At 69.7% G+C, this 23,567-nt stretch carries 22 protein-coding genes; 13 read left to right on the top strand and 9 right to left on the bottom strand.

From position 1 onward, the window contains the following. Positions 1–141 precede the first annotated feature (141 nt). Together PUT80_RS26405 and PUT80_RS26400 are read right to left on the bottom strand one after the other, a co-directional pair. Complete coding sequence (locus PUT80_RS26405; protein WP_275293853.1) at positions 142–1,332, bottom strand: zinc-dependent alcohol dehydrogenase; 1,191 nt, start codon at positions 1,330–1,332, stop codon at positions 142–144. Positions 1,333–1,367: 35 nt separating this feature from the next. Then, positions 1,368–1,985, bottom strand: a complete 618-nt coding sequence (locus PUT80_RS26400; RefSeq protein WP_275293852.1) for a UdgX family uracil-DNA binding protein — start codon at positions 1,983–1,985, stop codon at positions 1,368–1,370. Positions 1,986–2,062: 77 nt separating this feature from the next. On the opposite strand from PUT80_RS26400, the gene PUT80_RS26395 reads away from it, so the two are divergent. The 6 genes from PUT80_RS26395 to PUT80_RS26370 all read left to right on the top strand — a co-directional run bounded on the left by PUT80_RS26395 (position 2,063) and on the right by PUT80_RS26370 (position 8,080). Continuing rightward, a complete protein-coding gene (locus tag PUT80_RS26395; protein ID WP_275293851.1) occupies positions 2,063–2,623 on the top strand; it encodes a hemerythrin domain-containing protein in 561 nt (186 codons plus the stop codon). Then, a complete protein-coding gene (locus tag PUT80_RS26390) occupies positions 2,623–3,435 on the top strand; it encodes a family 1 encapsulin nanocompartment shell protein (protein ID WP_275293850.1) in 813 nt (270 codons plus the stop codon). The genes PUT80_RS26395 and PUT80_RS26390 overlap by 1 nt, the downstream gene beginning before the upstream one ends. 121 nt (positions 3,436–3,556) lie before the next feature. Beyond that, a complete protein-coding gene (locus tag PUT80_RS26385) occupies positions 3,557–4,681 on the top strand; it encodes a malic enzyme-like NAD(P)-binding protein (RefSeq protein WP_275293849.1) in 1,125 nt (374 codons plus the stop codon). Positions 4,682–4,692: 11 nt separating this feature from the next. Then, positions 4,693–6,120: a CYTH and CHAD domain-containing protein gene (locus tag PUT80_RS26380; protein WP_275293848.1), complete on the top strand. Its 1,428-nt coding sequence runs from the start codon at positions 4,693–4,695 to the stop codon at positions 6,118–6,120. Between the two features lie 187 nt (positions 6,121–6,307). Next, on the top strand, positions 6,308–6,802 hold the full coding sequence (locus PUT80_RS26375; RefSeq protein ID WP_275293847.1) for a hypothetical protein: 495 nt from the start codon (positions 6,308–6,310) through the stop codon (positions 6,800–6,802). Between the two features lie 477 nt (positions 6,803–7,279). Beyond that, a complete protein-coding gene (locus PUT80_RS26370) occupies positions 7,280–8,080 on the top strand; it encodes a SigB/SigF/SigG family RNA polymerase sigma factor (RefSeq protein ID WP_275293846.1) in 801 nt (266 codons plus the stop codon). A 48-nt stretch (positions 8,081–8,128) separates the two neighbouring features. On the opposite strand, the gene PUT80_RS26365 is transcribed toward PUT80_RS26370, so the two are convergent. Continuing rightward, positions 8,129–9,463, bottom strand: coding sequence for an MFS transporter (locus PUT80_RS26365; protein ID WP_275293845.1), 1,335 nt, complete (start codon positions 9,461–9,463; stop codon positions 8,129–8,131). A 16-nt stretch (positions 9,464–9,479) separates the two neighbouring features. Beyond that, positions 9,480–10,745 carry a hydroxyacid-oxoacid transhydrogenase gene (locus tag PUT80_RS26360; protein ID WP_107050982.1) on the bottom strand — a complete coding sequence of 422 codons (1,266 nt, stop codon included), beginning with the start codon at positions 10,743–10,745 and terminating at the stop codon, positions 9,480–9,482. A 129-nt stretch (positions 10,746–10,874) separates the two neighbouring features. Between PUT80_RS26360 and PUT80_RS26355 the strand changes: the two genes are divergently transcribed. Then, on the top strand, positions 10,875–13,739 hold the full coding sequence (locus PUT80_RS26355; RefSeq protein ID WP_275293844.1) for an FAD-binding and (Fe-S)-binding domain-containing protein: 2,865 nt from the start codon (positions 10,875–10,877) through the stop codon (positions 13,737–13,739). 207 nt (positions 13,740–13,946) lie between these two features. Here the strand turns inward: PUT80_RS26355 and PUT80_RS26350 are convergent, their stop codons facing one another. Together PUT80_RS26350 and PUT80_RS26345 are read right to left on the bottom strand one after the other, a co-directional pair. Continuing rightward, positions 13,947–14,738: an IclR family transcriptional regulator gene (locus PUT80_RS26350; protein WP_275293843.1), complete on the bottom strand. Its 792-nt coding sequence runs from the start codon at positions 14,736–14,738 to the stop codon at positions 13,947–13,949. Between the two features lie 64 nt (positions 14,739–14,802). Beyond that, positions 14,803–15,735, bottom strand: a complete 933-nt coding sequence (locus tag PUT80_RS26345; RefSeq protein ID WP_275293842.1) for a zinc-binding dehydrogenase — start codon at positions 15,733–15,735, stop codon at positions 14,803–14,805. 95 nt (positions 15,736–15,830) lie between these two features. Here PUT80_RS26345 and PUT80_RS26340 point away from each other — a divergent pair, with 95 nt between their 5' ends. Both PUT80_RS26340 and PUT80_RS26335 read left to right on the top strand, forming a co-directional pair. Beyond that, entirely contained in the window at positions 15,831–16,421 is a 591-nt protein-coding gene (locus PUT80_RS26340; protein WP_275293841.1) for a TetR family transcriptional regulator, read from the top strand. A 53-nt stretch (positions 16,422–16,474) separates the two neighbouring features. Further along, positions 16,475–16,993 (top strand): MarR family winged helix-turn-helix transcriptional regulator, encoded by a 519-nt coding sequence (locus PUT80_RS26335; protein WP_275293840.1) that lies wholly within the window; start codon positions 16,475–16,477, stop codon positions 16,991–16,993. Here PUT80_RS26335 and PUT80_RS26330 read toward each other — a convergent pair. Both PUT80_RS26330 and PUT80_RS26325 read right to left on the bottom strand, forming a co-directional pair. Further along, positions 16,942–17,757: an NAD(P)-dependent oxidoreductase gene (locus tag PUT80_RS26330; protein ID WP_275293839.1), complete on the bottom strand. Its 816-nt coding sequence runs from the start codon at positions 17,755–17,757 to the stop codon at positions 16,942–16,944. The two genes, PUT80_RS26335 and PUT80_RS26330, sit on opposite strands and share 52 nt — an antisense overlap. A gap of 47 nt (positions 17,758–17,804) precedes the next feature. Next, on the bottom strand, positions 17,805–18,818 hold the full coding sequence (locus PUT80_RS26325; RefSeq protein ID WP_275293838.1) for a DNA topoisomerase IB: 1,014 nt from the start codon (positions 18,816–18,818) through the stop codon (positions 17,805–17,807). A 141-nt stretch (positions 18,819–18,959) separates the two neighbouring features. On the opposite strand from PUT80_RS26325, the gene PUT80_RS26320 reads away from it, so the two are divergent. From PUT80_RS26320 to PUT80_RS26310, 3 genes are all read left to right on the top strand, one after another. Further along, on the top strand, positions 18,960–19,394 hold the full coding sequence (locus PUT80_RS26320; protein ID WP_275293837.1) for a DUF4383 domain-containing protein: 435 nt from the start codon (positions 18,960–18,962) through the stop codon (positions 19,392–19,394). Next, positions 19,394–20,881 carry an FAD-dependent oxidoreductase gene (locus PUT80_RS26315; protein WP_275293836.1) on the top strand — a complete coding sequence of 496 codons (1,488 nt, stop codon included), beginning with the start codon at positions 19,394–19,396 and terminating at the stop codon, positions 20,879–20,881. The genes PUT80_RS26320 and PUT80_RS26315 overlap by 1 nt, the downstream gene beginning before the upstream one ends. Positions 20,882–20,981: 100 nt before the next feature. Beyond that, on the top strand, positions 20,982–21,848 hold the full coding sequence (locus tag PUT80_RS26310) for a manganese catalase family protein (protein ID WP_275293835.1): 867 nt from the start codon (positions 20,982–20,984) through the stop codon (positions 21,846–21,848). Between the two features lie 47 nt (positions 21,849–21,895). Here PUT80_RS26310 and PUT80_RS26305 read toward each other — a convergent pair whose 3' ends face one another. Continuing rightward, the gene (locus PUT80_RS26305; RefSeq protein ID WP_275293834.1) at positions 21,896–22,639 is read right to left on the bottom strand and encodes an SDR family oxidoreductase; all 744 of its coding nucleotides are present in this window, start codon (positions 22,637–22,639) and stop codon (positions 21,896–21,898) included. A 175-nt stretch (positions 22,640–22,814) separates the two neighbouring features. Here PUT80_RS26305 and PUT80_RS26300 point away from each other — a divergent pair, with 175 nt between their 5' ends. Further along, on the top strand, positions 22,815–23,555 hold the full coding sequence (locus PUT80_RS26300; RefSeq protein WP_037810741.1) for an SDR family NAD(P)-dependent oxidoreductase: 741 nt from the start codon (positions 22,815–22,817) through the stop codon (positions 23,553–23,555). Positions 23,556–23,567: the final 12 nt, after the last annotated feature.

Raw genomic sequence — 23,567 nt, 5'->3', positions numbered from 1 at the left:
GCCTCAGTCTCGCTGACCGTCCACAAGAGACGCCGCCGCCACCTAAATGCCCGATTCCTCCCCATCTGGCCGTGTCTTGAGGTCCGTGAGGGCCACCCTGAGGGAATCAGATTCCCTCAGGGTTCCCCTCACGTACCGCGGCTACGCAGCTGGTTCGAGCAGGATCTTCTGCACTCCGTCGAGTTTCTTCTGGAACATCTCGTAGGCGCGCGGCGCGTCGGTCAGCGGGAGTTTGTGCGTCGCGAAGCCTTCCACGCCCAGCGGGTCCCCGTCCGCGGTGAGCACCGGCAGGACGTCGTCGATCCACCGGCGGACGTTCGCCTGCCCGGTGTGCAGCCGGATCTGCTTGTCGAACACTTCCATCATCGGGATCGGGTCGGCCATGCCGCCGTACACGCCGGACAGCGAGATCGTGCCGCCGCGCCGGACGCTGTCGATGGCCGCGTACAGCACGCTCAGCCGGTCGATCCCGGCCTTCTCGGTCACCTTCGCGCCCAGAGTCTGCGGCAGCAGCGCGACCAGGTTGTGCGCGAGTTTCCCGATCGGCGCGCCGTGCGCTTCCATGCCGACCGCGTCGATCACCGAATCCGCGCCGCGGCCGCCGGTGAGGTCGCGGATCGCGTCGCCGATCTGCCGGTGGTCGCGCAGGTCCAGCGTCGTCGCGCCGTGTGCGCGGGCCCGAGCCAGCCGCTCCGGCACCAGGTCGACGCCGATCACCTCGCCCGCGCCCTGGTGCAGCGCGACCCGCGCGCACATCTGGCCGATCGGGCCGAGGCCGAAGACCACGACGGAACCGCCGTCGGGGATGTCCGCGTACTGCACGGCCTGCCACGCCGTCGGGACCACGTCGGACAGGTAGACGAACCGTTCGTCCGGCAGGCCCTCGGGCACCTTGATCGGCCCGTACTGCGCTTGCGGGACGCGGAGGTACTCGGCCTGCCCGCCGGGCACCTGGCCGTAGAGCTTCGTGTAGCCGAACAGCGCCGCGCCCTTGTCCTGGTCCTTGACCTGGGTGGTCTCGCACTGCGATTGCAGCCCGCGCTCGCACATCCAGCAGTGTCCGCAGGAGATGTTGAACGGCACCACCACACGGTCGCCGGGCTTCAGCGAACTCACGCCGCTGCCGACCTCCTCGACGATCCCCATCGGCTCGTGGCCGAGGATGTCGCCCTCGGTCATGAACGGGCCGAGAACCTCGTAGAGATGCAGGTCGGACCCGCAAATGCCGGTCGAGGTCACCCGCACGACGGCGTCGGTCGGCTCCTCGATCTTCGGGTCGGGGACGTGGTCGACTCGCACGTCCCGCTTGCCGTGCCAGGTCACTGCTTTCATGGCGACCGGATTCCCCTTGCCGGAAGCGGCAAACGTCAGAGCCCGCGCAGGTCGGCGACGAACTCGTCGTACGCGGTGTCGCGGTCGGGCGCGCGCAGCACGGCGGACGGGTGGACGGTGGCGACCGCCGAGGCGAACAGGTCGGCGAACTCTTCCGGCGGATCCAGCGGTTCGCCGCGATGCTGGGTGAGCCGGAAACTGCTGCCGTACACCGATTGCGCCGCCGTCGCGCCCAGCAGCAGCACGAGCCGCGGCTGTACCGCTTGCAGTTCGGCCACCAGCCAGGGGCGGCACGCGACGACCTCGGATCGGGCCGGCTTTTCGTGGATCCTGCGTTTGCCGCGGAGCTTGAACTTGAAGTGCTTGACCGCGTTGGTCAGATACAGCGAATCGCGGTCCAGTCCCGCGTCGCCGAGCGCCTTGTCGAGCAGCTTCCCGGCCGGTCCGACGAACGGTTCGCCGCGCCGGTCCTCCTGGTCGCCGGGCTGCTCGCCGAGGGCGAAGATGTCCGCATGTTTGGCGCCCACGCCGAAAACCGTCGCCGTGGCGTCGCGGTAAAGCCCGCAGCCGCGGCACTCACTGGCTGCTCGGCGGAGCTTGTCGAGGCTGGTGGTGTCCGGCGGCTCGGCTCCCGGTTCCTGACGCGCGACCATCGGATCCCGTTACCCGCAAGCAGCCTCGCGCAAACACGACGAGCGCGCTGCCGCCGGGAGAGCTAACGTCGAGGGCCATGACGGACATCACCAGCCTGATCCTCGACGATCACGAGCGGTTCCGGCGGGCGTTCGCGGCACTGGACGACCTCGACGGCCCGGACGAGCTGGCGCGGGCCTGGGAACCGCTCGCCGACCTGCTGGACCTGCACGCGGCCGCCGAGGAAGCAGTCTTCTACCCCGAGCTGATCCAGCGCGGCACCGACGCTGAAGACGAGACGCTCGACGCGGTCGGCGACCACAACGAGATCCGCGACGCCGTCGCCGAAACCCGCCGCCACCCGGCGGGCAGCGCGGCCTGGCTCGAGGCGGTCCGGCAGGCCCGCACCGCCAACAGCGAGCACATGGCCGAGGAGGAGGACGACGCGCTCGCCGATTTCCGCAAGCACGCCGACCCGGGCCTGCGCGAGGAACTCGGCCGGAAGTTCCTGGCGTTCAAGGCCGAGCACGAGGGCGGGAAGGGCATCGACACCGGGGACGTCGACCCGGAGCGCTACGTCGAGGAGCAGGAGCGCAAGGCCGGCAAGACCCCGTCCGACGACGGTTCGCTGGGCATCGGCAGCCTGAAGGGAGCATGATGAACCACCTGATGCGCGAGCTCGCGCCGATCCCGGCCGAGGGCTGGCAGCAGATCGACGACGAGGCGCGGGAACGGCTGGCGGCGCACCTGGCGGCGCGCAAGATGGTCGACGTCGAGGGCCCGCACGGCTGGACGCACTCGGCGACCTCCCTCGGCCGGACCCGGCGCGTCGATCCGCCGGAAACCGCCCGCGAGCGCGAAACCCTCGCGCAGCAGCGCCGGGTGCTGCCGCTGGTGGAGGTGCGCGTGCCGTTCACCGTCGAGCGCAAGGAACTCGAGGACGCCGAACGCGGCGCCGACGACCTGGAGTTCGACGACCTCGACCAGGCCGCCGCGCAGGTCGGCCTGCTGGAGAACCGCGCGGTGTTCCACGGCTGGCCGGAGGCGGGGATCACCGGCATCGTCGAGGCGAGCCCGTACGACCACGGCACGCTCGGCACCGATCCGGAACGCTATCCGCACGTGGTCGCCAACGCGGTGAACACGTTGCGGTGCAACGGAATCGAAGGACCGTACGCGCTCGCGATCAACCCCGACGGCTACACCGCCATCGTGGAGAGCACCGAACACGGCGGCCTGCTCGTGCTCGACCACCTCCGCCGCGCCCTCGGCGGCGGCCGGGTCAAGCGCACGCCGGGGCTGACCGGCGCGGTCGTGCTGAGCCTGGCGGGCGGGGACTTCGTGCTGGAACTCGGCCAGGACCTCTCGGTCGGCTACCGCCACCACGACGCCGAGACGCTCACGCTGTACCTGGAGGAAAGCTTCAGCTTCCGGGTGACCGAACCGGACGCGGCGCTCGTGCTCGACTGACGGCGCCCGGCGCGGGTCTTCCCGGTACGTGAGGGGAACCCTGAGGGAATCAGAGTCAATGAGGGTTCCCCTCACGTACCGAGCAGGATTCCGCCGCCGCGCGGCCGGGTATCCGGCTGCCATGAGCAGTCGCGGAAAGATCCAAGTCACCACCCGAGTGCGGCTCGACGACGCCGACGACCTCGCCGAGCACTACACGCCCGGCGTCGCCGAGCTGGCCAAGCGCGTCGCGGAGGACCCCTCGGTGCTGGCGCGGGAAACCGTGCGCAGCAACTCCGTCGCGATCGTCTCCGACGGTTCCGCGCTGCTCGGGCTCGGCGACCAGGGCCCGGCCGCCGCGCTGCCGGTGATGGAGGGCAAAGCGGCGCTGCTGAAGCGCTTCGCCGACGTCGACGCGTGGCCGATCTGCCCGGTCAGCCGCGAGCCGGAAGACCTGGTGCGCACGGCCAAGGACCTCGCGACGTCCTTCGGCGCGATCAACCTGGAAGACATCGCCGCGCCCCAGTGCTTCACCGTCGAGCGGCAGTTGCACGACGAGCTGGACATTCCGGTCTTCCACGACGACCAGCACGGCACCGCGATCGCCGTGCTCGCCGCCCTGCACAACGCGCTGAAGCTGACCGACCGCACGCCAGGGGACACCTCGGTGGTGATTTCCGGCGCTGGCGCTGCCGGGTCCGCGATCGCGCGGCTGCTGCTGAAGGCCGACTTCAGCGCGGAGCGGATCGTGGTCTGCGACAGCAAAGGCGCTCTGCACGGCGAACGCGATCTGACCGGCGAGAAGCAGTGGCTCGCGGAGAACACCAACCGCGGCGACGCGGTCCAGGGAAGCCTGCAGGACGCCTTGCGCGACGCGGACGTCTTCGTCGGCGTGAGCGTCGGCGGCCTGCTCAAGGGCGACGACCTCGCGCGGATGGCCGACCGGGCGATCGTGTTCGCGCTGGCCAATCCGGATCCGGAGGTCGACCCGGACGCCGCGCACGAGCACGCGGAGATCGTCGCGACCGGCCGCAGCGACCTGCCCAACCAGATCAACAACGTCCTCGTGTTCCCGGGGATGTTCCGCGGGCTGCTCGACTCCGGCGCCCCGAAGGTGACCGCGCGGATGCTGCTCGCGGCCTCGCACGCGCTGGCCGAGACGGTCGGCGACGACCTCGACCGGGAGCACATCGTGCCCAGCGTCTTCGACGAGGGCTTGGTGCCCGCGATCGCCGAGGCCGTCGCCGGCGCCGCCGACAACGACTGAAGGAGCGGGGAATGCGAAGCGCAGAGACCGGACGCAAGTACGAGCTGAGCTTGAAAGCCTGGGTGCCGCAGCTGGCGGGCAAGGGGATCACGCAGGAAGCACCCGCCGAGCGGACGCTGGAGACCGTTTACTACGACACCAAGGACTTCCGGTTGACCAGAGCCGGGATCACGCTGCGAAGAAGCAGCGACACCGGGTGGTGGCTGAGATCGCCCGGTCATGAGCTGCAGTTTCCGCTCGACAACTCGGCGATGCCTGCGCCGGTCGTGAAGCTGGTCCGCGCGTACACGCTGGACCGCAAGCTGCATCCGGTCGCGCAGCTGCGGACCGACCGGTTCACGCACCGCCTGTCCGACGCGTCCGGCCGGACCCTGGCGACGCTGGCGGACGACCATGTCACCGGAGAATTCCTCGGGGGACAAGCGGTTCGGCTGGACCGCTGGCGCGAGCTGGACGTCGAGGCGGGACCTGAGCTGCTCGACCGGCTTGATCGCGCCTTGCGGAAGCGCGGGGCCGAGAACGCCTGGTGGCCGTCGAAACTGCAGCGCCTGATCGGAGACACCGCCGTAGGCAAGCGTGGCTCGAACGAGGTCCTGGCTGCGTACCTGCGCGAGCAATTCGAGCGATTGCGTCGCGCTGACTTGGGCTTTCGCGTCGGGGAAGACGATTCGGTGCACCAGCTCCGGGTCGCGGCGCGGAAGCTGCGGAGCGCGCTTCAGACGTTCAAACCCTTGGTGGGCAAGAAGAAAGCCAACGCGATCGCGGCGGAGCTGAAGTGGCTCGGAAGCGAACTCGCCCCCGCGCGCGACACCGAGGTCAGCCAAGCCCGCCTCGAATCCTGTCTCGACGAGGTCCCGCCGGAGCTGGTTTTCGGACCGCTGCGGCAATACCTGACCCGCGACTTCGCCCGCACCTCCCAAACTGAACTGGCCCGCGCGACGGAAGCCTTGTCCAGCACCCGATACGTGACTTTGCTGGGATCGATCGCCGCGCTGCTCGACACGATGCGCCCGGCGGGCAAGAAGGCGCTGCGGAAGCCTCTGCGCAAGACTGCGCGCAAGCTCTCTCGAGCCACTGCGGCGGCGGAAGGGCTCAGCGGAACTGAGCTGGAGAAGGCACTGCACAACGTCCGGAAGAAGGCCAAGCGCGCTCGCTATGCCGCTGACGCCGTCCGGCCGGTGTTCGGCAAGAAGCTGCGCACGTGGCGCAAGCACGTCAAGGCGGTGCAGCAGACGCTGGGCAAGCATCAGGACACCGTGGTCGACCGAGCAGCGTTGCGGCACTTCGCGATCGACGGCTTCAGCGAGAACCAGAACACGTTCACCTTCGGTCTCCTCTACGGCCGGGACGAAGCCGCGGCGAAGATGTTGCAGGACCGGTTCGCCGACGAATGGCGCACGCTGAGCAAGGGCGCTCGTCCTGCTTGGCTGAAGACCTGAGCACACAAGTCCACTGTGGACAGCAGAAACGCCGGCGGTGTCTTGGCACCACCGGCGTCTCCGCGGCAACGAAAGTCTGGGAGCGGAAGGGGGTTCCGCGCCGCGCTCTGGGTACCCCGGCCGGCGAAGGTCCAAACCTCTGCCGCACCGGGTTTCGGCGCGGCCGGATCGGGGAACCCCGCCGGAAATGGGATCACAACTGACCGCGACGTGGGTATCGGCGATCGGGAGCGCGGGCTCGCTGCTGGGGTTCGCCTCGTATGTGTGGATCATGCTGCTCAACCGGAAAGACCAGGCGGAAGTCCGGCAGGAGCAGCAGGCGCAGTCGGTCTCCGCGTGGCTCGACGAGGGTGCCCGGCACGACCGGGACGAGGACTACGTCGTGTGCGCGCACAACAGCGGCGACGCGCCGGTGTTCGACTGCTCGCTGGAGGTCGCCCGCCCGGACGAGGACGAACCGCACCGCGCCCGGTTCGCGATCATCCCGCCGGGCGCGACCGCCGTCCGCGCGCTGCCGTTCGGCGAGGACGCCATGCCGGTGGACGACCTGTACTCCGCGGCCGCCGTGCCCGGCCTGTCCTTCACCGATTCGCGCGGCGGCCACTGGACGCGCGACACCTCGGGCGTGCTCAGCCGCGCCGACCGCCGTTCCGTGCGCGGGCGATGGCGGTCCGGAAGCTGATCCTTCCCGCTGGAGAGGCGTCCGCCATGCTGCACTCGCGACCCAGGTCCACGGATGGTTGACCGCCGGTCGAAACCGATTCCGGCGAAGCTCTCGTCGTTCTCCGCTATTTCGCCGGTGCCCGCGTCGTTCCGCAGGTTCTCCGGCTCGTCACCGCATTGCGCGAGGGACGGTCACCGCATCGGGCAGCTCGCCCCGCCGGTCTTGCGTTCCGTCGGCGATCGCGCCACTCTGCCGCGTCGGCGCGATGTGACTTGAGCCCCCATTCGGGTGGCCGCCTGATTGATCTTGCTCTCGGGCGGGTACCACCCGGCCATGACACTCCGGCTGCCTGGCACCCCGGCGAGCACGCGGATCCGCCGCCTGCTCGCCTTGCGGCGCCGAGCACTGTCCACTAAGGATGATTAGCGTCGGCGACGCGATGCGCTCCATGGCACTACACGAGTCACGTTCCCTTCGGCTGTCAGGAGGATTTACATGACCGCGGCGACCATGACCCGCACCCGGCGCGACGACTACCGCCACTGCGCGGTGCTGTTCGAGGAGATCAGCCGCCTCGCCGAGGACACCGACGAGCACTCCCGGCTGCGCCGCCGCCTCATCGAGGAGCACCTCCCGTTGGCCGAGCACATCGCGCGCCGGTTCGCCCGGCGCGGCCAGCCGTCCGAAGACCTCCTGCAGGTCGCGCGGATCGGCCTCATCAACGCCGTCGACCGCTACGACCCAGCGCGGCAGACGGATTTCGTCGCCTTCGCCGTCCCGACGGTGATGGGCGAGGTCCGCCGGTACTTCCGCGACCACACCTGGTCGGTCCGCGTCCCGCGGCGGCTCAAGGAACTCCACGTGACGATCGGCCAGGCCGCCACCGACCTGGGCCAGCGCCTCGGCCGCGCGCCCACCGCGCGCGAACTCGCCGACCACCTCGACCTCGATCTGGACGAGGTCACCGAAGCCCTGCACGCGGGGAACGCCTATCAGGCCGCGTCCATCGACTACCCGGCCCACGACGACAGCGGCTCGATCGCGCTGGCCGACACCCTCGGCGACGAGGATCCGGAAATCGAGAAGCTCGAGGACCGGGAAACGCTCAAGCCGCTGCTGCGGAGCCTGCCGGAGCGGGAGCGCGCGATCGTCGTCATGCGGTTCTTCTCGAACATGACGCAGAGCCAGATCGCCGAACGGGTCGGATTGTCGCAGATGCAGATTTCGCGGTTGCTGGCCCGGACGCTGGGCACTTTGCGGGAACAGCTCACCGAGGCGGCCGGTCCGGCCTCGTGAGCGGCGGTGCCGGTGAGAACCGGCACCGCCGCTCACGAGGCTCGCCGCTCAGGTGAACCGGGGAACCTCCTTGACTGGCGCGGAAATCCGCTCGTCGTCCTCGAACAGGTCGCTCTGCCGGATCGCCAGCGTGCAGACCACGCTCACCATCGTCGTCGCGGCGAGGTAGACCAGGATGCCGGTCGTGCCGGTCTTCCCGGCGAGATACGCCAGGATCAGCGGGGTCAGCCCCGAAGCCACGACGCCGGAAAGCTGGTACACCACCGAAATCCCGGTGCACCGCCGCGAAATCGGGAACAGTTCGGCATAGAACGCCGCCTGCGGGCCGTACATCACCGGGTAGCTGATGCCCAGCACCGCGATCAGCGAGAGGGTGATCAGCACCGGATTGCCGCTGTGCAGTGCCGCCAGTGCGGGGATCGCCAGCACGAGCGTCGTCACGGCTCCGGTGGTGAAGGTCCGGCGTCGGCCGAGCCGGTCGGAAACCCTGCCGAACACCGGGATGAACACCACCATCACCGCGGCCGCGATCATCACGCCGACCAGCAGCGGCTGCCGGTCCAGCTTCAGCGTTCCGCTGCCGTAGGAGATCACGAAGACGGCCCACGCGTTGAACGCCACGCCCTCGGTGAAGCGGCTGCCCATGCCGAGCAGCAGATGCCGCCGGGAAAGCCGGTCGCGGACCAGTTCGACGGCGGGCACGGTCGCGGTGCCCTCCTCGGCCGCCATCGTGCGGAAGGCCGGGGTTTCCATCACCTTGACCCGGATCAGCAGGCCCGCCACCACCAGCACGGCGGACAGCAGGAAGCCGATTCGCCAGCCCCACAACAGGAACGCCTCGTCGCTGGTGACCGCGTTGAGCAGCGCCAGCACGCCGGTGCCCAGCGTGAGCCCGATGGCCAGCCCGATCTGCGGGAAACTGCCGTAGAGCCCGCGTTTCCCGGCCGGGGCGTACTCGGTGGCCATCAGCACCGCGCCGCCCCATTCGCCGCCGACCGCGACGCCCTGGGCCAGCCGGAGGACGACGAGGATGATCGGGGCGGCCGGGCCGATCATCCGGTAGTCGGGCAGCAGCCCGATGAGACAGGTCGCGGTGCCCATGATGAGCATGGTCGCGACGAGGATCTTCTTGCGCCCGACCCGGTCGCCGAGGTGGCCGAAAACGAACCCGCCGACCGGGCGGGCGAGGAAGCCGAGTGCGAAGGTCGCGAAGGCCAGCACGGTGCCGACGAGGGGATCGGAGCCGGGGAAATACAGTTTGTTGAAGACGAGTCCCGCGGCGGTGCCGTAGAGGAAGAAGTCGTACCACTCGACGGTCGTGCCGAACACGCTCGACGCGACCACCAGGCGGACGTCGGTGCTCTTTTCCGGAGTTGTCGCCATTGATAACTCCCGGGGGTCAGAGCGAACGGCGGAAGATGTCTTCGAGCGCGGCCCGGGTGACCGGACGGGGCACGACAGCCAGCTGACGGGTCTGCTTGAGGGTGCCGTCGACGAGGGTGTCGATGTCCTCGTCGCCGTACCCGAACGCGTGCAGTCCCTTCGGCATCTGGATGTCGGCCATCAGCTCGGCGAGCACGTGGGGGAGGGCGTCGGCGCCGTCGGTGGCGGTGAAGGTCTGGCCGCCGGACAGCAGGTGCGCGGCGTGCAGATGCCGTTCGGGCGCCGAGGGATAGGTCCAGCGGAAGACCTCGGCGGCGGTCGCGGACACGGCCTGGCCGTGCGGGACCATCGGCATCTCCGGGTAGCCCTCGGCGCGGTACTGCTTCACCGCACCGGCGATCGGGTACGCGTTCGCGTGCGGCAGGTGGGTGCCGGCGTTGCCGAAACCGGTGCCGGCGTAGGTCGACGCGAGCGCCATCTGGGTGCGCGCGGTCAGGTCGCGTCCATTGAGGACAGCGGCGCGCAAATGCTTGCCCACCAACGTCAGCGCCATCTCGCACCAGACGTCGCTGATCGGGTTGGAGCCGCAGAACGCCGGTCGTTTCATCGGGTCTTCCGGCGCGGGCTTCGCGTCGAACGCGACGCTGGTGTAGCTCTCCAGCGCGTGCGAGAGGACGTCCATGCCGCTGGCCGCGGTGACCGCCGAGGGCAGGCTGATCGTCGTGCGCGGGTCGACGACCGCCAGCGACGGGCGCAGCGACGGGTGGCTCACCCCGGCCTTGAGGTGCAGGCCGAGCAGGTCGACGACGCAGATCGTGGTCGATTCGGACCCGGTGCCCGCGGTGGTCGGGACGGCGATGAGCGGCTTCAGCGGCAGCCACGGGGCCTTGCCCGCGCCGATCGGCGGGGTCACGAAGTCGAGCAGCTCGCCGGGGTGCGTGGTCAGCAGGTTGACGGCCTTGGCGGTGTCGATCGCCGAGCCGCCGCCGATCGCGACGAAGCAGTCCCATTCCTGCTGGCGGGCGTAAGCGACGGCCTCGTCGATGCTCGCGTCGGTCGGTTCGACGCCGACGCCGTCGAAGATCTCGCTCTTCACGCCGGCCGCGCGGATCGAGTCGAGCGCCCGGTCCGGGATGCCGGTGGCGCGGACGCCGGGGTCGGTGAGGATCAGGCACGACCTGGCCTGCCGGGCGGCCACCTCCGCGCCCAGCTCGTCGAGGGCGCCGGCACCGAACTTCAGCGGGGGCGCGGCCCAGGTGAAGACGCTTTCGTTGCGGGGCATGTCGGTCAAGGAGACCACTCCTCACGTCGATGTTGACAACATGTGGAAGCTATATCCACTATGTGGCGAGCCTTCACGGTAGCCCGGCGACCGCGGCGCTGTGAACCCCCGATTTCCCAGGAGACGCCCATGCCGGCCCGAGCCCGTTCGCAATCGGCACTGCAGGAAGCACTCGCGCGGGCGGTGTCCGGCGAGGTCGCCGGAGACCCGGCGACGCTCGCCACCCACTCCACCGACGCGTCGAACTACCGGCACATTCCGCTGCTCGTAGTGCGGCCGCGCAGCGCGGACGACGTTGTGGCCGCGCTGCGGGTGTGTGCGGACCACGGCGCGCCCGTCCTCCCGCGCGGCGCGGCGACGAGCATCGGCGGGCAGGCCGCGAACCGCGCGGTGATCCTGGACTTCACCCGGCACCTCAACCGCGTGCTGGACCTCGACCCCGCCGCCCGCACGGCGCGCGTCGAACCCGGGCTCGTGCTGGACCGGTTGCGCGAACGGGCCGCCGAGCACGGGCTCACCTTCGGCCCGGACCCGTCGACGCACAGCCGGTGCACGATCGGCGGGATGATCGGCAACAACGCCTGCGGTTCGCATTCGGTGGCCTGGGGCAAGACGGTCGACAACGTCCGCGCGCTGGAAATCGCCCTCCTCGACGGAACCCGGCTCGAGGTCGGTCCCACTTCACCGGCGGAGCTGGCGGAACTCTGCGCCCGCGAGGATTCGGTCGGTGCGCTCTACCGCGGCCTGCGGGACCTGCGCGACGAGTACCTGGCCGACATCCGGCTCGGCTACCCGAAACTGCCCCGGCGAGTTTCCGGGTACAACCTCGAATACCTGTTGCCAGAGAACGGTTTCGACGTCGCCAAGGCCCTCGTCGGCTCCGAGGGCACCTGCGTGACGATGCTGAGCGCGGTCGTCGACCTGGCCCCGATCCCGGCGACGCGCGCCCTCGCTGTGCTGGGTTTCGAGAACAGCATCGCTGCCGCCGACGCGGTCCCGTCGCTGCTCGACCTGCCGGTGCTGACCATGGAAGGCATCGAGGCCGGTTTGGTCGCCGCTCTCGACGCCCGGAAACCCGGCGACCGCAGCACCCTGCCGGACGGAACGGCGTGGCTGTACCTGGAAACCGGCGGCGATGACGCGGCGGAGGCGCTGGCCGTTGCCCGCCAGGTCGCCGCGCGCGCTCCGCAGGTCGGCGCGTCGTCGCTGGTCGTGGAGGATCCTGTTGCCCAGCGGAAACTCTGGCGGATCCGGGAAGAAGGCGCCGGTCTCGCGACGCGGCTGGCGGACGGCTCCGAGGCGTGGTCGGGCTGGGAGGACTCCGCGGTCCCGCCGGACCGGCTCGGCGCGTACCTGCGCGAATTCGACCTGCTGCTGGACAAGCACGGCCGGAAAGGCGTGGTCTACGGCCATTTCGGCGACGGTTGTCTGCATGTGCGGATCGATTTCCCGATGGCCGCCCCGGAAGCGAAGGAAGCGTACCGGTCGTTCATGGTCGAGGCCGCGGAACTCGTGGTATCCCACGGCGGCTCGCTGTCCGGCGAACACGGCGACGGCCAAGCGCGAGCCGAACTCCTGCCGCTGATGTTCTCGCCGCGGCTGATGCAGGCGTTCGCCGACTTCAAAGCCGCCTTCGACCCCACGAACGGCATGAACCCCGGCCGCGTCGTCGATCCCGCGCCGCTGGACGCCGATCTGCGCACGGTCATCGCCCCGCCGATCCTGCCGACCCGGGCCCGGCTTGCCCTGCACGCCGACGACGGGGATTTGGCCGCGGCGTCCCGGCGATGCGTGGGCGTGGGCAAGTGCGTCTCCGCGTCCGGCGGGATGATGTGCCCGAGCTACCGCGCGACCGGCAAAGAAGAACACTCGACCCGCGGCCGGGCGCGTCTGCTGTTCGAAATGCTGGCCGGAGACGTCATCGAGGACGGCTGGCGCTCACCTGAAGTCCGCGACGCGCTCGACCTCTGCCTCGGCTGCAAGGCGTGCAAGTCCGACTGCCCGGTCGGCGTCGACATGGCCTCCTACCGGACCGAATTCCTCAGCCGCCACTACGAGCGCCGGGTCCGCCCGATGTCGCATTACACGATGGGCGCGCTGCCGCGATGGCTCCGGCTGGGCGCCCCGTTCGCCCGCGCGATCAACGCCGTCGCGGGCGGCCCGCTCCGGCCGGTTCTGAACCGCCTGGGCGGGATCGCCGCCGAACGCGCTTTGCCGCAGCTCGCGTCGCCAACGTTCGCTTCGTGGTTCCGCCGCCGGGAGCGGGTGACGTCCTCGTCGAAAGTCGTGCTGTGGCCGGACACCTTCACGAACTTCTTCGACCCCCAGGTCGGCCGGGACGCGGTCGCGGTCCTGGAAGCCCTGGGCCACGAGGTGGTCATCCCGGAGCGGACTGTCTGTTGTGGACTGACCTGGCACAGCACCGGCCAGCTGAGCGCCGCGCGCCGGGTGTTGCGGCGGTCGCTGGATGCGCTGGATCCGTGGCTGCAGCAGGGAATTCCGGTGATCGGCCTGGAGCCGAGTTGCACCGCGACCCTGCGGGAGGACGGCTCGGAGTTGCTGCCGGAGGACCCGCGGACTGCCTTGCTTAAGCGCAGTGTCCGGACATTCGCGGAGCATGTCGGGGAGAGCGAGCTTCCCGCGTTGACGAAGTCCGCGGCGCCGGTGCTCACGCAGGTGCATTGTCACCAGCACGCGGACCTCGGCTACGACGCCGATTCGCAGCTGCTCGGGCGATTGTCCGACCATTCGCAAGTGCTGCGCGAGGGTTGTTGCGGGTTGGCGGGGAATTTCGGATTTCAGCGGGGGCATTACGACGTTTCCGTCGCTGTCGCGGAGCACCAGTTGATGCCCGCCCTGCGCGCGGCGCCGGAAGGGACGGTGGTGCATGCGGACGGGTTCAGCTGCCGGACGCAGATTCGGCAGTTGTCCGAGCATCAGCCTGCGCATCTCGCTTCGCTGACGGCGCGGGCCCTCGGAGTCAGTAGCGAGTGAGCCGGTCCGGCGGCAGGAATGGCGCGATTTCCTTGGCCGCCTCGATCGCGAGAGCGCCCAGTTCGGGAATCCGGTCCTCGGGCAGCCGGACAGTCGGCACTTGAATGACTATCGATGGGGCGCAGTCTGGCGGGGGCGAAGGTACGTGAGGGGAACCCTGAGGGAATCAGATTCCCTGAGGGTTCCCCTCACGTACGCCTGGCGACGTCAGTAGCGAGTGAGCCGGTCCGGCGGCAGGAACGGCGCGATCTCCTTGGCCGCCTCGATCGCAAGGGCACCCAGCTCGGGAATCCGGTCCTCGGGCAGCCGGACGGTCGGCACCTGAATCACCACCGCCGCCCGGGCCAGCCCCCGGTCGTCCAGGACGCCCGCGCCGACGCAGCGCACTCCGGCGACGTTTTCCTCGTTGTCGATGCTGTACCCGCGATCGCGCGTCTCGGTCAGCTCCACGGCGAGGTCGTCGCGGGTGGCGAGGGTGTGCGGCGTCAGCGCGGGCAGCTGCTCCGGGAGGCTCGCGAGGTAGGACTCCGCGTCGAGGGAGTTGGCGAGCATCGCTTTGCCGGAAGCCGTGGCGTACAACGGGAAACGCGCGCCGGGGTGCTGCTCGAACCGCAGCGGGAGCGTCGACTGCGCGCGCAGCAGCACCACAGATTCGTGGCCTTCGCGGATCGTGATGTTGACCGACTCTCCGGTGTCGGCGTTGATCCGCTGGATGACCGGCAGCGCGAGCTGGAGCCCGTGCACCCGCTGGGCGGCCTGGCCGAGCAGGATCGAGCCGGGGCCGAGGTGGTAGCTGTCGGTGCGGGGGTTGTGCGCGACGAGCCCGTCGGCGCTCAGCGCGCCCACGACCCGGTGCGTCGTTCCCGGCGTGAGGTCCAGTTTGCGGGCGATCGCGGACAGCGTGAGTTCCCCGTCCTCGTCCATGAGGAGCCGCAGGATGCCGAGCGCCCGGCGGATGGCCTGCGTTCCGGCTGGCGGTTGTGCTCCGGTCTGGTTCACCTGGGTTCCGTGGTTCTCGCGCTGTCGGGTGAGGCCAGGTTAACGCGTGCCGCGTCCGGTCCGCTCAGCCGATCTCCAGTACCGCCTTTCCGTGCAACCTCCGGCCGACCAGCGCCTGCACCGCCTCCGCGTACCGGTCCCACGGCCCGCGCCAGCTGATGCCCGGGTCGAGCCGTCCGGCGGCGGTTTCGGCGGCCAGCCAGGTCAGGTCGGCGGAGAAGCCGGCCGCGGGATCGGCCAGCAGGAAGAACGTGCGGATCGACCGGTCGTGCCGCCCCTCGGTGCCCAAGAAGGCCTCCGGCGGCAGCACCGCGTCCGCTTCGGCTGAGCGGCCCACGGAGATCAGCGTGCCGCCCGCCTCCAACGCGGCGAAGGCGGCCACGAGATCCGGCCCGCCGACGTTGTCCAGCACCGCGAACACCGGCCGGCCGACGTCGGCGACCGACGTGCGCACCTCGGCCGCACCCAGCGCGAGCAGGCCTTTCTCCTGAGCGGGATCCCGGCTGATCGCCACGACCTCCGCCCCGGCGCGGGCGGCGAGCTGCACCGCGTACCGGCCCACTCCGCCGGACGCGCCGGTGATCAGCACCCGCCGTCCGAGGACCGGGCCCATCCGGCGCAGTACGTGCAAAGCGCTCAGCGCGGCGACCGGAAGAGTGCTGATCGCGCCCAGGTCAGCGCCATCCGGAACGGTGCCAATCAGGTTCGTCGGCACCGCGCGCAGCTCGGCCCAGCCAGCGGTGCCGAGCGTGACGACCGGCCTCCCGGCAGCGGGGCCGGAACCGTCGGCGGCCGCCTGGACGACGACGCCCGCCGCGTCCCAGCCGATCACGGTGCCGTTCGCGGCGGACGGATCGGTGGCGTCCTTGACCTCGCCGAAGTTGAGCGACGCCGCGGAGACCCGGACCAGCGCCTCGCCGGGCGCGGGGACCGGGTCGGCGACCTCGGCCAGGGACAAATGCGCGGGCGCGGTGTGGTCGACAACAAGTGCACGCACGGTCGGGAACCCCCTGGAAGTCAATGTGCCACAGTGTGGCATTTGCTCTTGTATAGCATATGCGCCCACGGTGCGTGCTGGGTAAACTGCCGCGGATGACCGACCCCGGACCGCTCACGCTGCGCGAGCGCAAGAAGCAGCGCACCCGCCAAGCGCTGGTGGAAACCGCGATCGCGATCTTCAGCGAGCGCGGTTTCGACGCCACGCCGCTCGACGCGCTGCTCGACGAGGTCGAGGTGTCGCGCCGGACGTTCTTCCGCAATTTCCGCTCGAAGGAGGACGTCGCGCTCGCCGCGGTCAAGGAGCTCTGGAGCGCCTACCTCGACGTCCTGGACGAGACCGCCAAGTCCGGCCCGCTCGCCGACGTCTTCCGCGACGCGATGCTCGCGACCCTCGGCCGCATGGACGAGAACTGGTACGAGCGGTTCCCCGCGACGCTCCGGCTGATCGACGAATCCCCGGCGCTGAACGGGCACACCCTGCGGCACTGCGCGGAAACCGAGGCGGAAATCGTGCGCAGGCTCGGCGATTCCCGTCTCGAACTGCGGCTGCTCGTCGAGTTCTGCGTGGCGGCTTGGCGATGCGCGCTGGACGAGTGGCTGCCCGACTGCGCGCCGGGCGAGCTTCCCGGGCACGTGCGGCGCGCTTTCGCGGCCATGGACGGCAGTGTGCGGCTGCGGGCGTGACCGGCCCGTATCATCGGATTCGTACGGTCCGCTAATGATGGGCAGGGGAAACGATGTCAGGTCCGCTGGTGCCGGGCGGGATCGGGGAGCACACGAGCTGCCTGCTGGTCAAACTCGGCCAGGTCGTGTTCCGGCTCGCCGAGGACCGGCTGCACGGGCTGGGCCTGCGGGTGCGGCACTACAGCGTTCTCCAGGCGCTGGCCGACAACGGCCCGATGTCGCAGCTGTCGCTGGGCGCGTACCTGCGCATCGACCCGGCGACCATGGTCAGCAGCCTGGACGACCTCGAGACCCTCGGGCTCGCCGCCCGCGCCCGAGACCCCGAAGACCGGCGGCGCTACGTCGTCGACCTCAGCGACGCGGGGCGGAAGACGCTGCGCAAGGCGAACGAGCTGCTGGTCGACCTCGACCAGCACGTGCTCAGCGACCTTCCGCAGCGTTCCCACGATTCGCTGCACAAGCTGCTGGCGAAAATGAACGAGGGCGAGACGTTGCCCGGGGAGTTCGATCGGATGCGGGATCAGGCCGGGTCGACGAAGATGTCCAGTGCCAGTTCGCCTTCGTCGCGCTGATAGCCGGAGAGGTCGGTTACGCCTTCGGCGGCGAGTACTTCGTCGTCGATGAACAGATTCCCGGTGCATTCGCGCGACGGTCGGGTGAGGATCGCGTACGCAGCATCGGCGATGATCTCCGGCGTGCGCGCTTGGCTTGCGCCGCCGATGATGTTGCGCACCGCTGCGGTGTCGATGAGGGTGCGCGGCCACAGTGAATTCGCAGCGATTCCGTCCGCTTTCAGTTCCTCCGCGAGGCCCACGGTGCACAGGCTCATGCCGTACTTGGAGAGCGTGTAGCCCAGGTGCGCGCCGATCCACGCGGGGGAGAGGTTCAGCGGCGGCGAAAGCGTCAGGATGTGCGGATTCGCGGCCTTGCGCAGGTGCGGGATCGCCGCCTTGCTGAGCAGGAACGTGCCTCGCGTGTTGATGTCCTGCATGAGGTCGTAGCGCTTCATCGAGAGCTCTTCGGTGCCGGACCGGTCGAGCGCGCTGGCGTTGTTCACGACGATGTCGATGCCGCCGAACTGCGTCGCCGCCGCTTCGGCAGCGGAGAGCACGTCGTCCTCGGAGCGCACGTCCCCGACGATCGGCAGTGCCTGCCCGCCGGCGGTTTCGATCTCCTTCGCGGCGGTGTAGACGGTGCCTTCCAGCTTCGGATGCGGTTCGGCGGTTTTGGCCAGCAGAACGACATTCGCCCCGTCCCGCGCCGCGCGGGTCGCGATGGCCAGGCCGATGCCGCGGCTGCCGCCGGACATGAGGACGGTCTTTCCGGCTAGAGTCATGAGCGCAACATACCATTAGCGGTACATATGATTGAAGCCCCGAATCGTCACGAGGCTCGCCGCAGCAGCCGGATCACTGCCTGCTCGATCCGCTCCCGCAGCTCCTCCTCCGCGAGCCCGTCCGCATCGGCCTTCCGCACTGCGCGGTGGATCGTGCTGTGCCGCTCGAATTCCCGCAGCACGCGCGGGTCGACGTACGAGCGCCGGGCGACGGCAGGCGTGTTGCCGAGTTCCTCCGCGACCTCCTTCATCGCCGCGGTCTCGGCCCTCGCCTGGCCGCGCTGGGACGTCGGTGGCTCCCGCGCGGCGAGGGAGACCGCAGCGAGCACCGTCGCGTGCCAGGTGCGCAGGTCCTTCACCGTGAACTCCTCGCCGGCCAGTTCCTTGAACCGCTCGTTGACGTCGCTGGCGTGCAGTTCGTGCCAGCCGTCGTCGGTGCGGTACACGAACAGGCGCGTGGTGCCGGTGCGCCAGCGGCGGAGCGACTTGAGGACGGCGGCGAGTTCGCCGTCGCGCATGCTCAGCGACCGGACCAGGCCGCTTTTGGCGGGATAGCAGAAGGTCAGCTCGTCGCCGCTGATTTTCACGTGTTCGCGCAGCAGCGTGGTCGCGCCGTGGGAACCGTTGGTTTCGGCGTACTCCTCGCCGCCGCTGCGGAAGACGCCCCGGTCGATCATCCGCAGCGCGGCGGCCGAGACTCGCCGACGGTCGAGGTGGCGCCGGCGCAGATCCTCCTGGATGGCGGCGCGGACGTTCGGCAGTTCCGCGGCCAGGTCGAGCACCCGGTCGTGCTTCTCCTCGTCGCGCGCTCGACGCCATTCGGGGTGGTAGAGGTACTGGCGGCGGCCCGCGTCGTCGGTTCCGACCGCCTGGATGTGCCCGGTCGGATGGGGGCAGATCCACACCCGCCGCCACGCGGGCGGGATCACGAGATCGTGGATGCGGTCGAGCACCTCGGAGTCGGTCACCGGGGAGCCGTCCGGCGCGAGGTACCGGAAGCCGCGGCCGCGTCGCTGCCGCTTGATGCCTGGCGAGGACAGCTCGCTCCGCCGTAACCGCATGCTCGCGGTTGCCCGCGGCGGCGGGCTTCAAACCGGATTCCGGACGCGCGACCGGCAGTCGAGGTTTGCCCGGTCCCGCACCGGTTATCCGGATATCTCCGCGCCGGACCCGGTGCGGGGGATTCAGGGAGGGCTCCGGTCATGAGTACTGCCGTCGTGCGGCGCACGCCGCGCCAGCTCGTCGCCGCCGGTGTGGGGGCGGTGTTCCTGCTCGTGGGCATCCTCGGGTTCGTCCCGGGCGTCACCACGCATTACGACCAGCTGGCGGGTGCCGGGCACCATTCGGGCGCGCTGCTGCTCGGGCTGTTCAGCGTGTCGATCCTGCACAACGTCGTGCACCTGGCCTTCGGTGCCGCGGGGCTCGCGCTGGCCCGCACGCCGGCCGGGGCGAGGAACTTCCTCGTCGTCGGCGGGGCGGTCTACCTGGCGCTGTGGGTGTATGGGCTGGTGATCGACCACGGCAGTTCAGCGAACTTCATCCCGGTCAACACCGCCGACAACTGGCTGCACCTCGGCCTGGCGGTGGCGATGATCGTGCTCGGCGTCCTCCCGACGGGCACCCGGAGGAGCCTCTGATGACCACCACCGCAGATCAGTCCTTGTGGCTCGCGACCGCGTCGGCGACCGGCCGGTCGTCCTTGCGCGGGCGGGAACGCGCCGAGGTCGCCGTCATCGGCGGCGGCATCGCCGGGATGACCACCGCGTTGTTGCTCGCCCGGCGAGGCGTGCACGTGGCCGTCCTCGAATCGGGGCGCATCGCGGAGGGGGCCAGCGGCAACAACACCGCGAAGGTCACCGCGTTGCAGTCCACTGTGTACTCGACGCTCCTCAGCGAGCACGACGCGGCCATCGCGACGGCCTACGCCGAGGCGGCGCTGGCCGGGGTCGAACTGGTCGCGGAGCTGGCCGAACCCATTGACTGCGGCCTGCGGAGGCTGCCCGCCGCGACGTTCGCGATGGACGCCGACGAGGTGGACACCGTGCGAGCGGAGTATGAGGCCGCGACGCAGGCGGGTCTTCCGGTCGAATGGACGACCACGCTCGATCTGCCGGTCCCGGTGCACGGCGCGGTGCGGCTGCCCGGGCAACTCGCGCTCCATCCGGCCGACTACGTGCGCGGGCTCGCCGATGCGGTCGAGGCCGAGGGCGGCCGCGTCTTCGAGAACAGTCGCGTCCGGCAGGTCAGCGCCGCACCGCCGTACCGCATCACGACCGAGGACGGTGCGCTCGACGCCGAAAACGTGGTCGTCGCAACGCATTACCCGATCCTCGACCGCGGGCTGTTCTTCCCGCGGCTGGAGGTCCAACGGTCGTATTGCGTCGCCGCGACCCTGAAATCCGGCAAGCCGCCGCAGGAGCTGGCGATCAGTGCCGGGAGTCCATTGTGGTCTTTCGCCTCCTACGAAGACCGGCTGATCCTCGGCGGACAAGGACATCCGGCGGGCGACCCGGTCGACTTCGCGCGGTACACCGAGCTGGGCGAATTCGCGGCGCGCCACTTCGACGTCGACGAGGTCACGCACCGGTGGTCCGCGCAGGACCCGAAGGCCTACGACAGCATTCCGATCGCCGGGCCGTACTTCCCGGGCGCACGGAAGCTGTGGGTCGAGACCGGATTCGGAAAATGGGGCCTGGCGATGGGGACCGCGGCGGCGACTGTGGTGGCCGACGGGATCACCGGATCGGCCAATCCGCATCGGGACCTCTTTTCCCCGCAACGGATTTCGCTGAAGTCGGCATCGAAGCTGATGCAGCAGAACGCGAAGGTGGCGAAGGACTTCGTCGGCGACCGGCTCGCGCAAGCCGACGCGAAAAGCACCGACGACATCGCCGTGGACCAGGCGAAAGTGCTGGCGGACGGACACGGTCGCAAAGGCGTTTACCGCGACCGGGAAGGCACATTGCACGCGGTTTCCATGCGCTGCACGCATCTCGGCTGCTTCGTGCGGTTCAACGCCGCCGAGCGCAGCTGGGACTGCCCGTGCCACGGTTCGCGATTCGACGTCGACGGCACCGTTCTCGAAGGGCCCGCCACCGCGCCGTTGCCTCGCCGAACTCCCTGAAAAGACCCCGGAATGCCGGGTGTAGGACGGAAGATCGCGGGCATTCCTGCCGGACTCGCCGGGCACGCCGCCCGGCTCGAATCCCCGGGAGAGGACGCTGATGTTCCGACACACCAAGCTGCTGCAGTTCGAGGCGAAGCCCGAGAAGCCGGATCCGGTGTACGCGCACAAGCTCCAGGAGCTGATCGGCGGCGCGTACGGCGAGATGACGGTGACCATGCAGTACCTGTTCCAGGGCTGGAACTGCCGCATCGAGGGCAAGTACAAGGACCTGATCATGGACACCGCGACCGAGGAGATCGGGCACGTCGAAATGCTCGCCACGATGGTCGCGCGGCTGCTGGAGGGCGCGCCGGCCACCGCGACCGCGGAAGCGGTGAAGGACCCGGTGATGGCCGCGGTGATCGGCGGGATGGACCCGCAGCAGGCGATCGTGGCCGGCGGCGGCGCGCTGCCCGCCGATTCGAACGGCACGCCGTGGAACGGCAAGTACATCGTCGCCTCCGGCAATCTTCTCGCCGACTTCCGCGCCAACGCGGCGGCCGAGGCGCAGGGCAGGCTGCAGACCGCGCGGCTGTACCGGATGACCGACGACCCCGGCGTGAAGGCGATGCTGCAGTTCAACCTCGCGCGCGACACCGTGCACCAGAAGCAATGGCTGGCCGCGATCGAGGAACTCAAGGCCGACGGCCTGGAAAGCGACATCGCGCCGACCGCGTTGTTCGACGAGGAAAACCAGGACCACAACAACACGGTGTGGCATCTGTCCGACGGCCCGGACGGCGCGAAGGCGGGTTGGAGCTTCGGCGGGGAAGGCATTGAGTACCTCACCGACCCGAAACCGCTCGGCGGCCCCGGCACCGCGCCGAAGCCGGACCCCGCGCTGTACGGGACGTACTCGCCGACGCGGAACGCGGTGGGTTCGCTGAAGGGGAAAGCCAAAGAGACGAAGAACAAGGCTAAGTGACAGGTGCGCAGGGACCCCGGGCCGATGGCGTCCGGGGTTCTTGCCGGTCAGACGCCGTATCCGCCGTCGACGTCGAGCTTCTGCCCGCTGATGAACCCGGCGCGGTCCGACGCCAGGAAGCACACCGCTTCGGCGATGTCCTGCGCGTTGCCGAAGATCCGCAACGGGATGGCGCGCCGGGCCGCTTCGAGCGCACGGTCGTCGAGGTCTCCGTTGGCCATCAGGTCCGCGGCCATCCCGTCCGTCAGCATTCCGGGCCCGACGCAATTGACCCGGACGCCGAACCGGCCTTCCTCGGCCGCGAGTGCCCGGGCGGTCGCTTCCACCGCGCCCTTGGGTCCGGCGGAAAGACCGTCGCGGACTGGGTAACGCTTGGTCGCGGCTGTGGTGACCGCGACGATCGAACCTTTGCTGGCACGCAGGGCGGGCAGTGCCGGATGGACGAGGTTGAAGAACGCGGCGGCTTCCGCGGTGAGCTGCCTGCCGAAATCGGCGGGATCCACTGTGGACAGATGCTGCTGCGGGACGAGCGGCCCGGCGGCGTGGACGACGGTGTGGATCATTCCGAAACGCTCGATGTACGCCTTGGTCTGCCCGGCATCGGTGAGGTCCAGGGGATCCGCGGTCGCTTCGAGTTCGGCGGCTAGCCGCTTGGCTGCTTCGTGATCGCTGCGGTAGGTAAAGGCGACCGCGGAGCCGCGCGCGGCGAGGGTCCGGCAGATCGCGGAGCCCAGCCCTCCGGTGCCCCCGGTCACGACCGCGACGCCTGGCTTGCCGTGGAAATCCTTCAAGGGCAGCCTTCTTCCGTCGGCACAAAGCAAGCGCTTGGTGAAAGCTTACGGTCCCGCGCGGCACCGGTCAAACGGCGAAATCAGGTGTCCGCTGAGCCGACGCATGCTCCCTGCGGCCCCTTCCGGCGAAGGTACCTTCGCGCGGCTGAGTGCTCCGAACCGAAGGAAGTGAAACGTGTCCGATCAACTCGTCGATCTGCGGGACAAAATCGTGTTCGTCACCGGTGCCGCGCAAGGCCAGGGTGCCGAGCACGCCCGGACCACCGCGCGGCTGGGCGCCCGCGTCGTGCTGGCGGACCTGGACGAAAGCGCCGTCGCCGCGGTCGCGGACGGGATCGACGGCGAGACGCTCGCTGTCGGATTGGACGTGCGCAGCAAGGAAAACTGGGCCGCTGCGATGGAACGCACTCGCGCCGAGTTCGGCCGGGTCGATGTCCTTGTCAACAATGCCGGTTTCTACCGCAAGGCACCGTTGGAGAGCTTCGAGGAGGACCATCTCACGCACACCTTGGGGGTCAATTTGATCGGCCCGGTCCTCGGGATGCAGGCCGTGCTGCCGTTGATGCGCGAACGCGGCGGTTCGATCGTGAACGTCGCCTCGACCGCGGCGCTGACCGGTTTCGCGGGCGGTCTGGGATACGGCGCGTCGAAATGGGGGCTGCGCGGGGCGAGCAAATCCGCGGCGAAGGAACTCGGCGAGTTCGGCATCCGGGTCAACTGCGTCTGCCCGGGCGCGATCGACACGCAGATGATCTCGGAAACGACCCGCGCAGGCGGCGGCGCGGTGGCGGGGCAGCCGATCCGCCGTCCCGGCACGACGGGTGAGGTGGCGGCGTTGGTGGCGTTTCTGGCCAGTGATGCGAGCAGTTACTGCACGGGGCAGGATTTCGTGATCGACGGCGGCCAAACCGCTTGACGCACCGGCGGG

It is taken from the genome of Amycolatopsis sp. La24 (genome assembly GCF_029087445.1).
Classification (GTDB): Bacteria; Actinomycetota; Actinomycetes; order Mycobacteriales; family Pseudonocardiaceae; genus Amycolatopsis; species Amycolatopsis nivea.
This window is presented reverse-complemented; position numbering and strand designations above follow the sequence as displayed.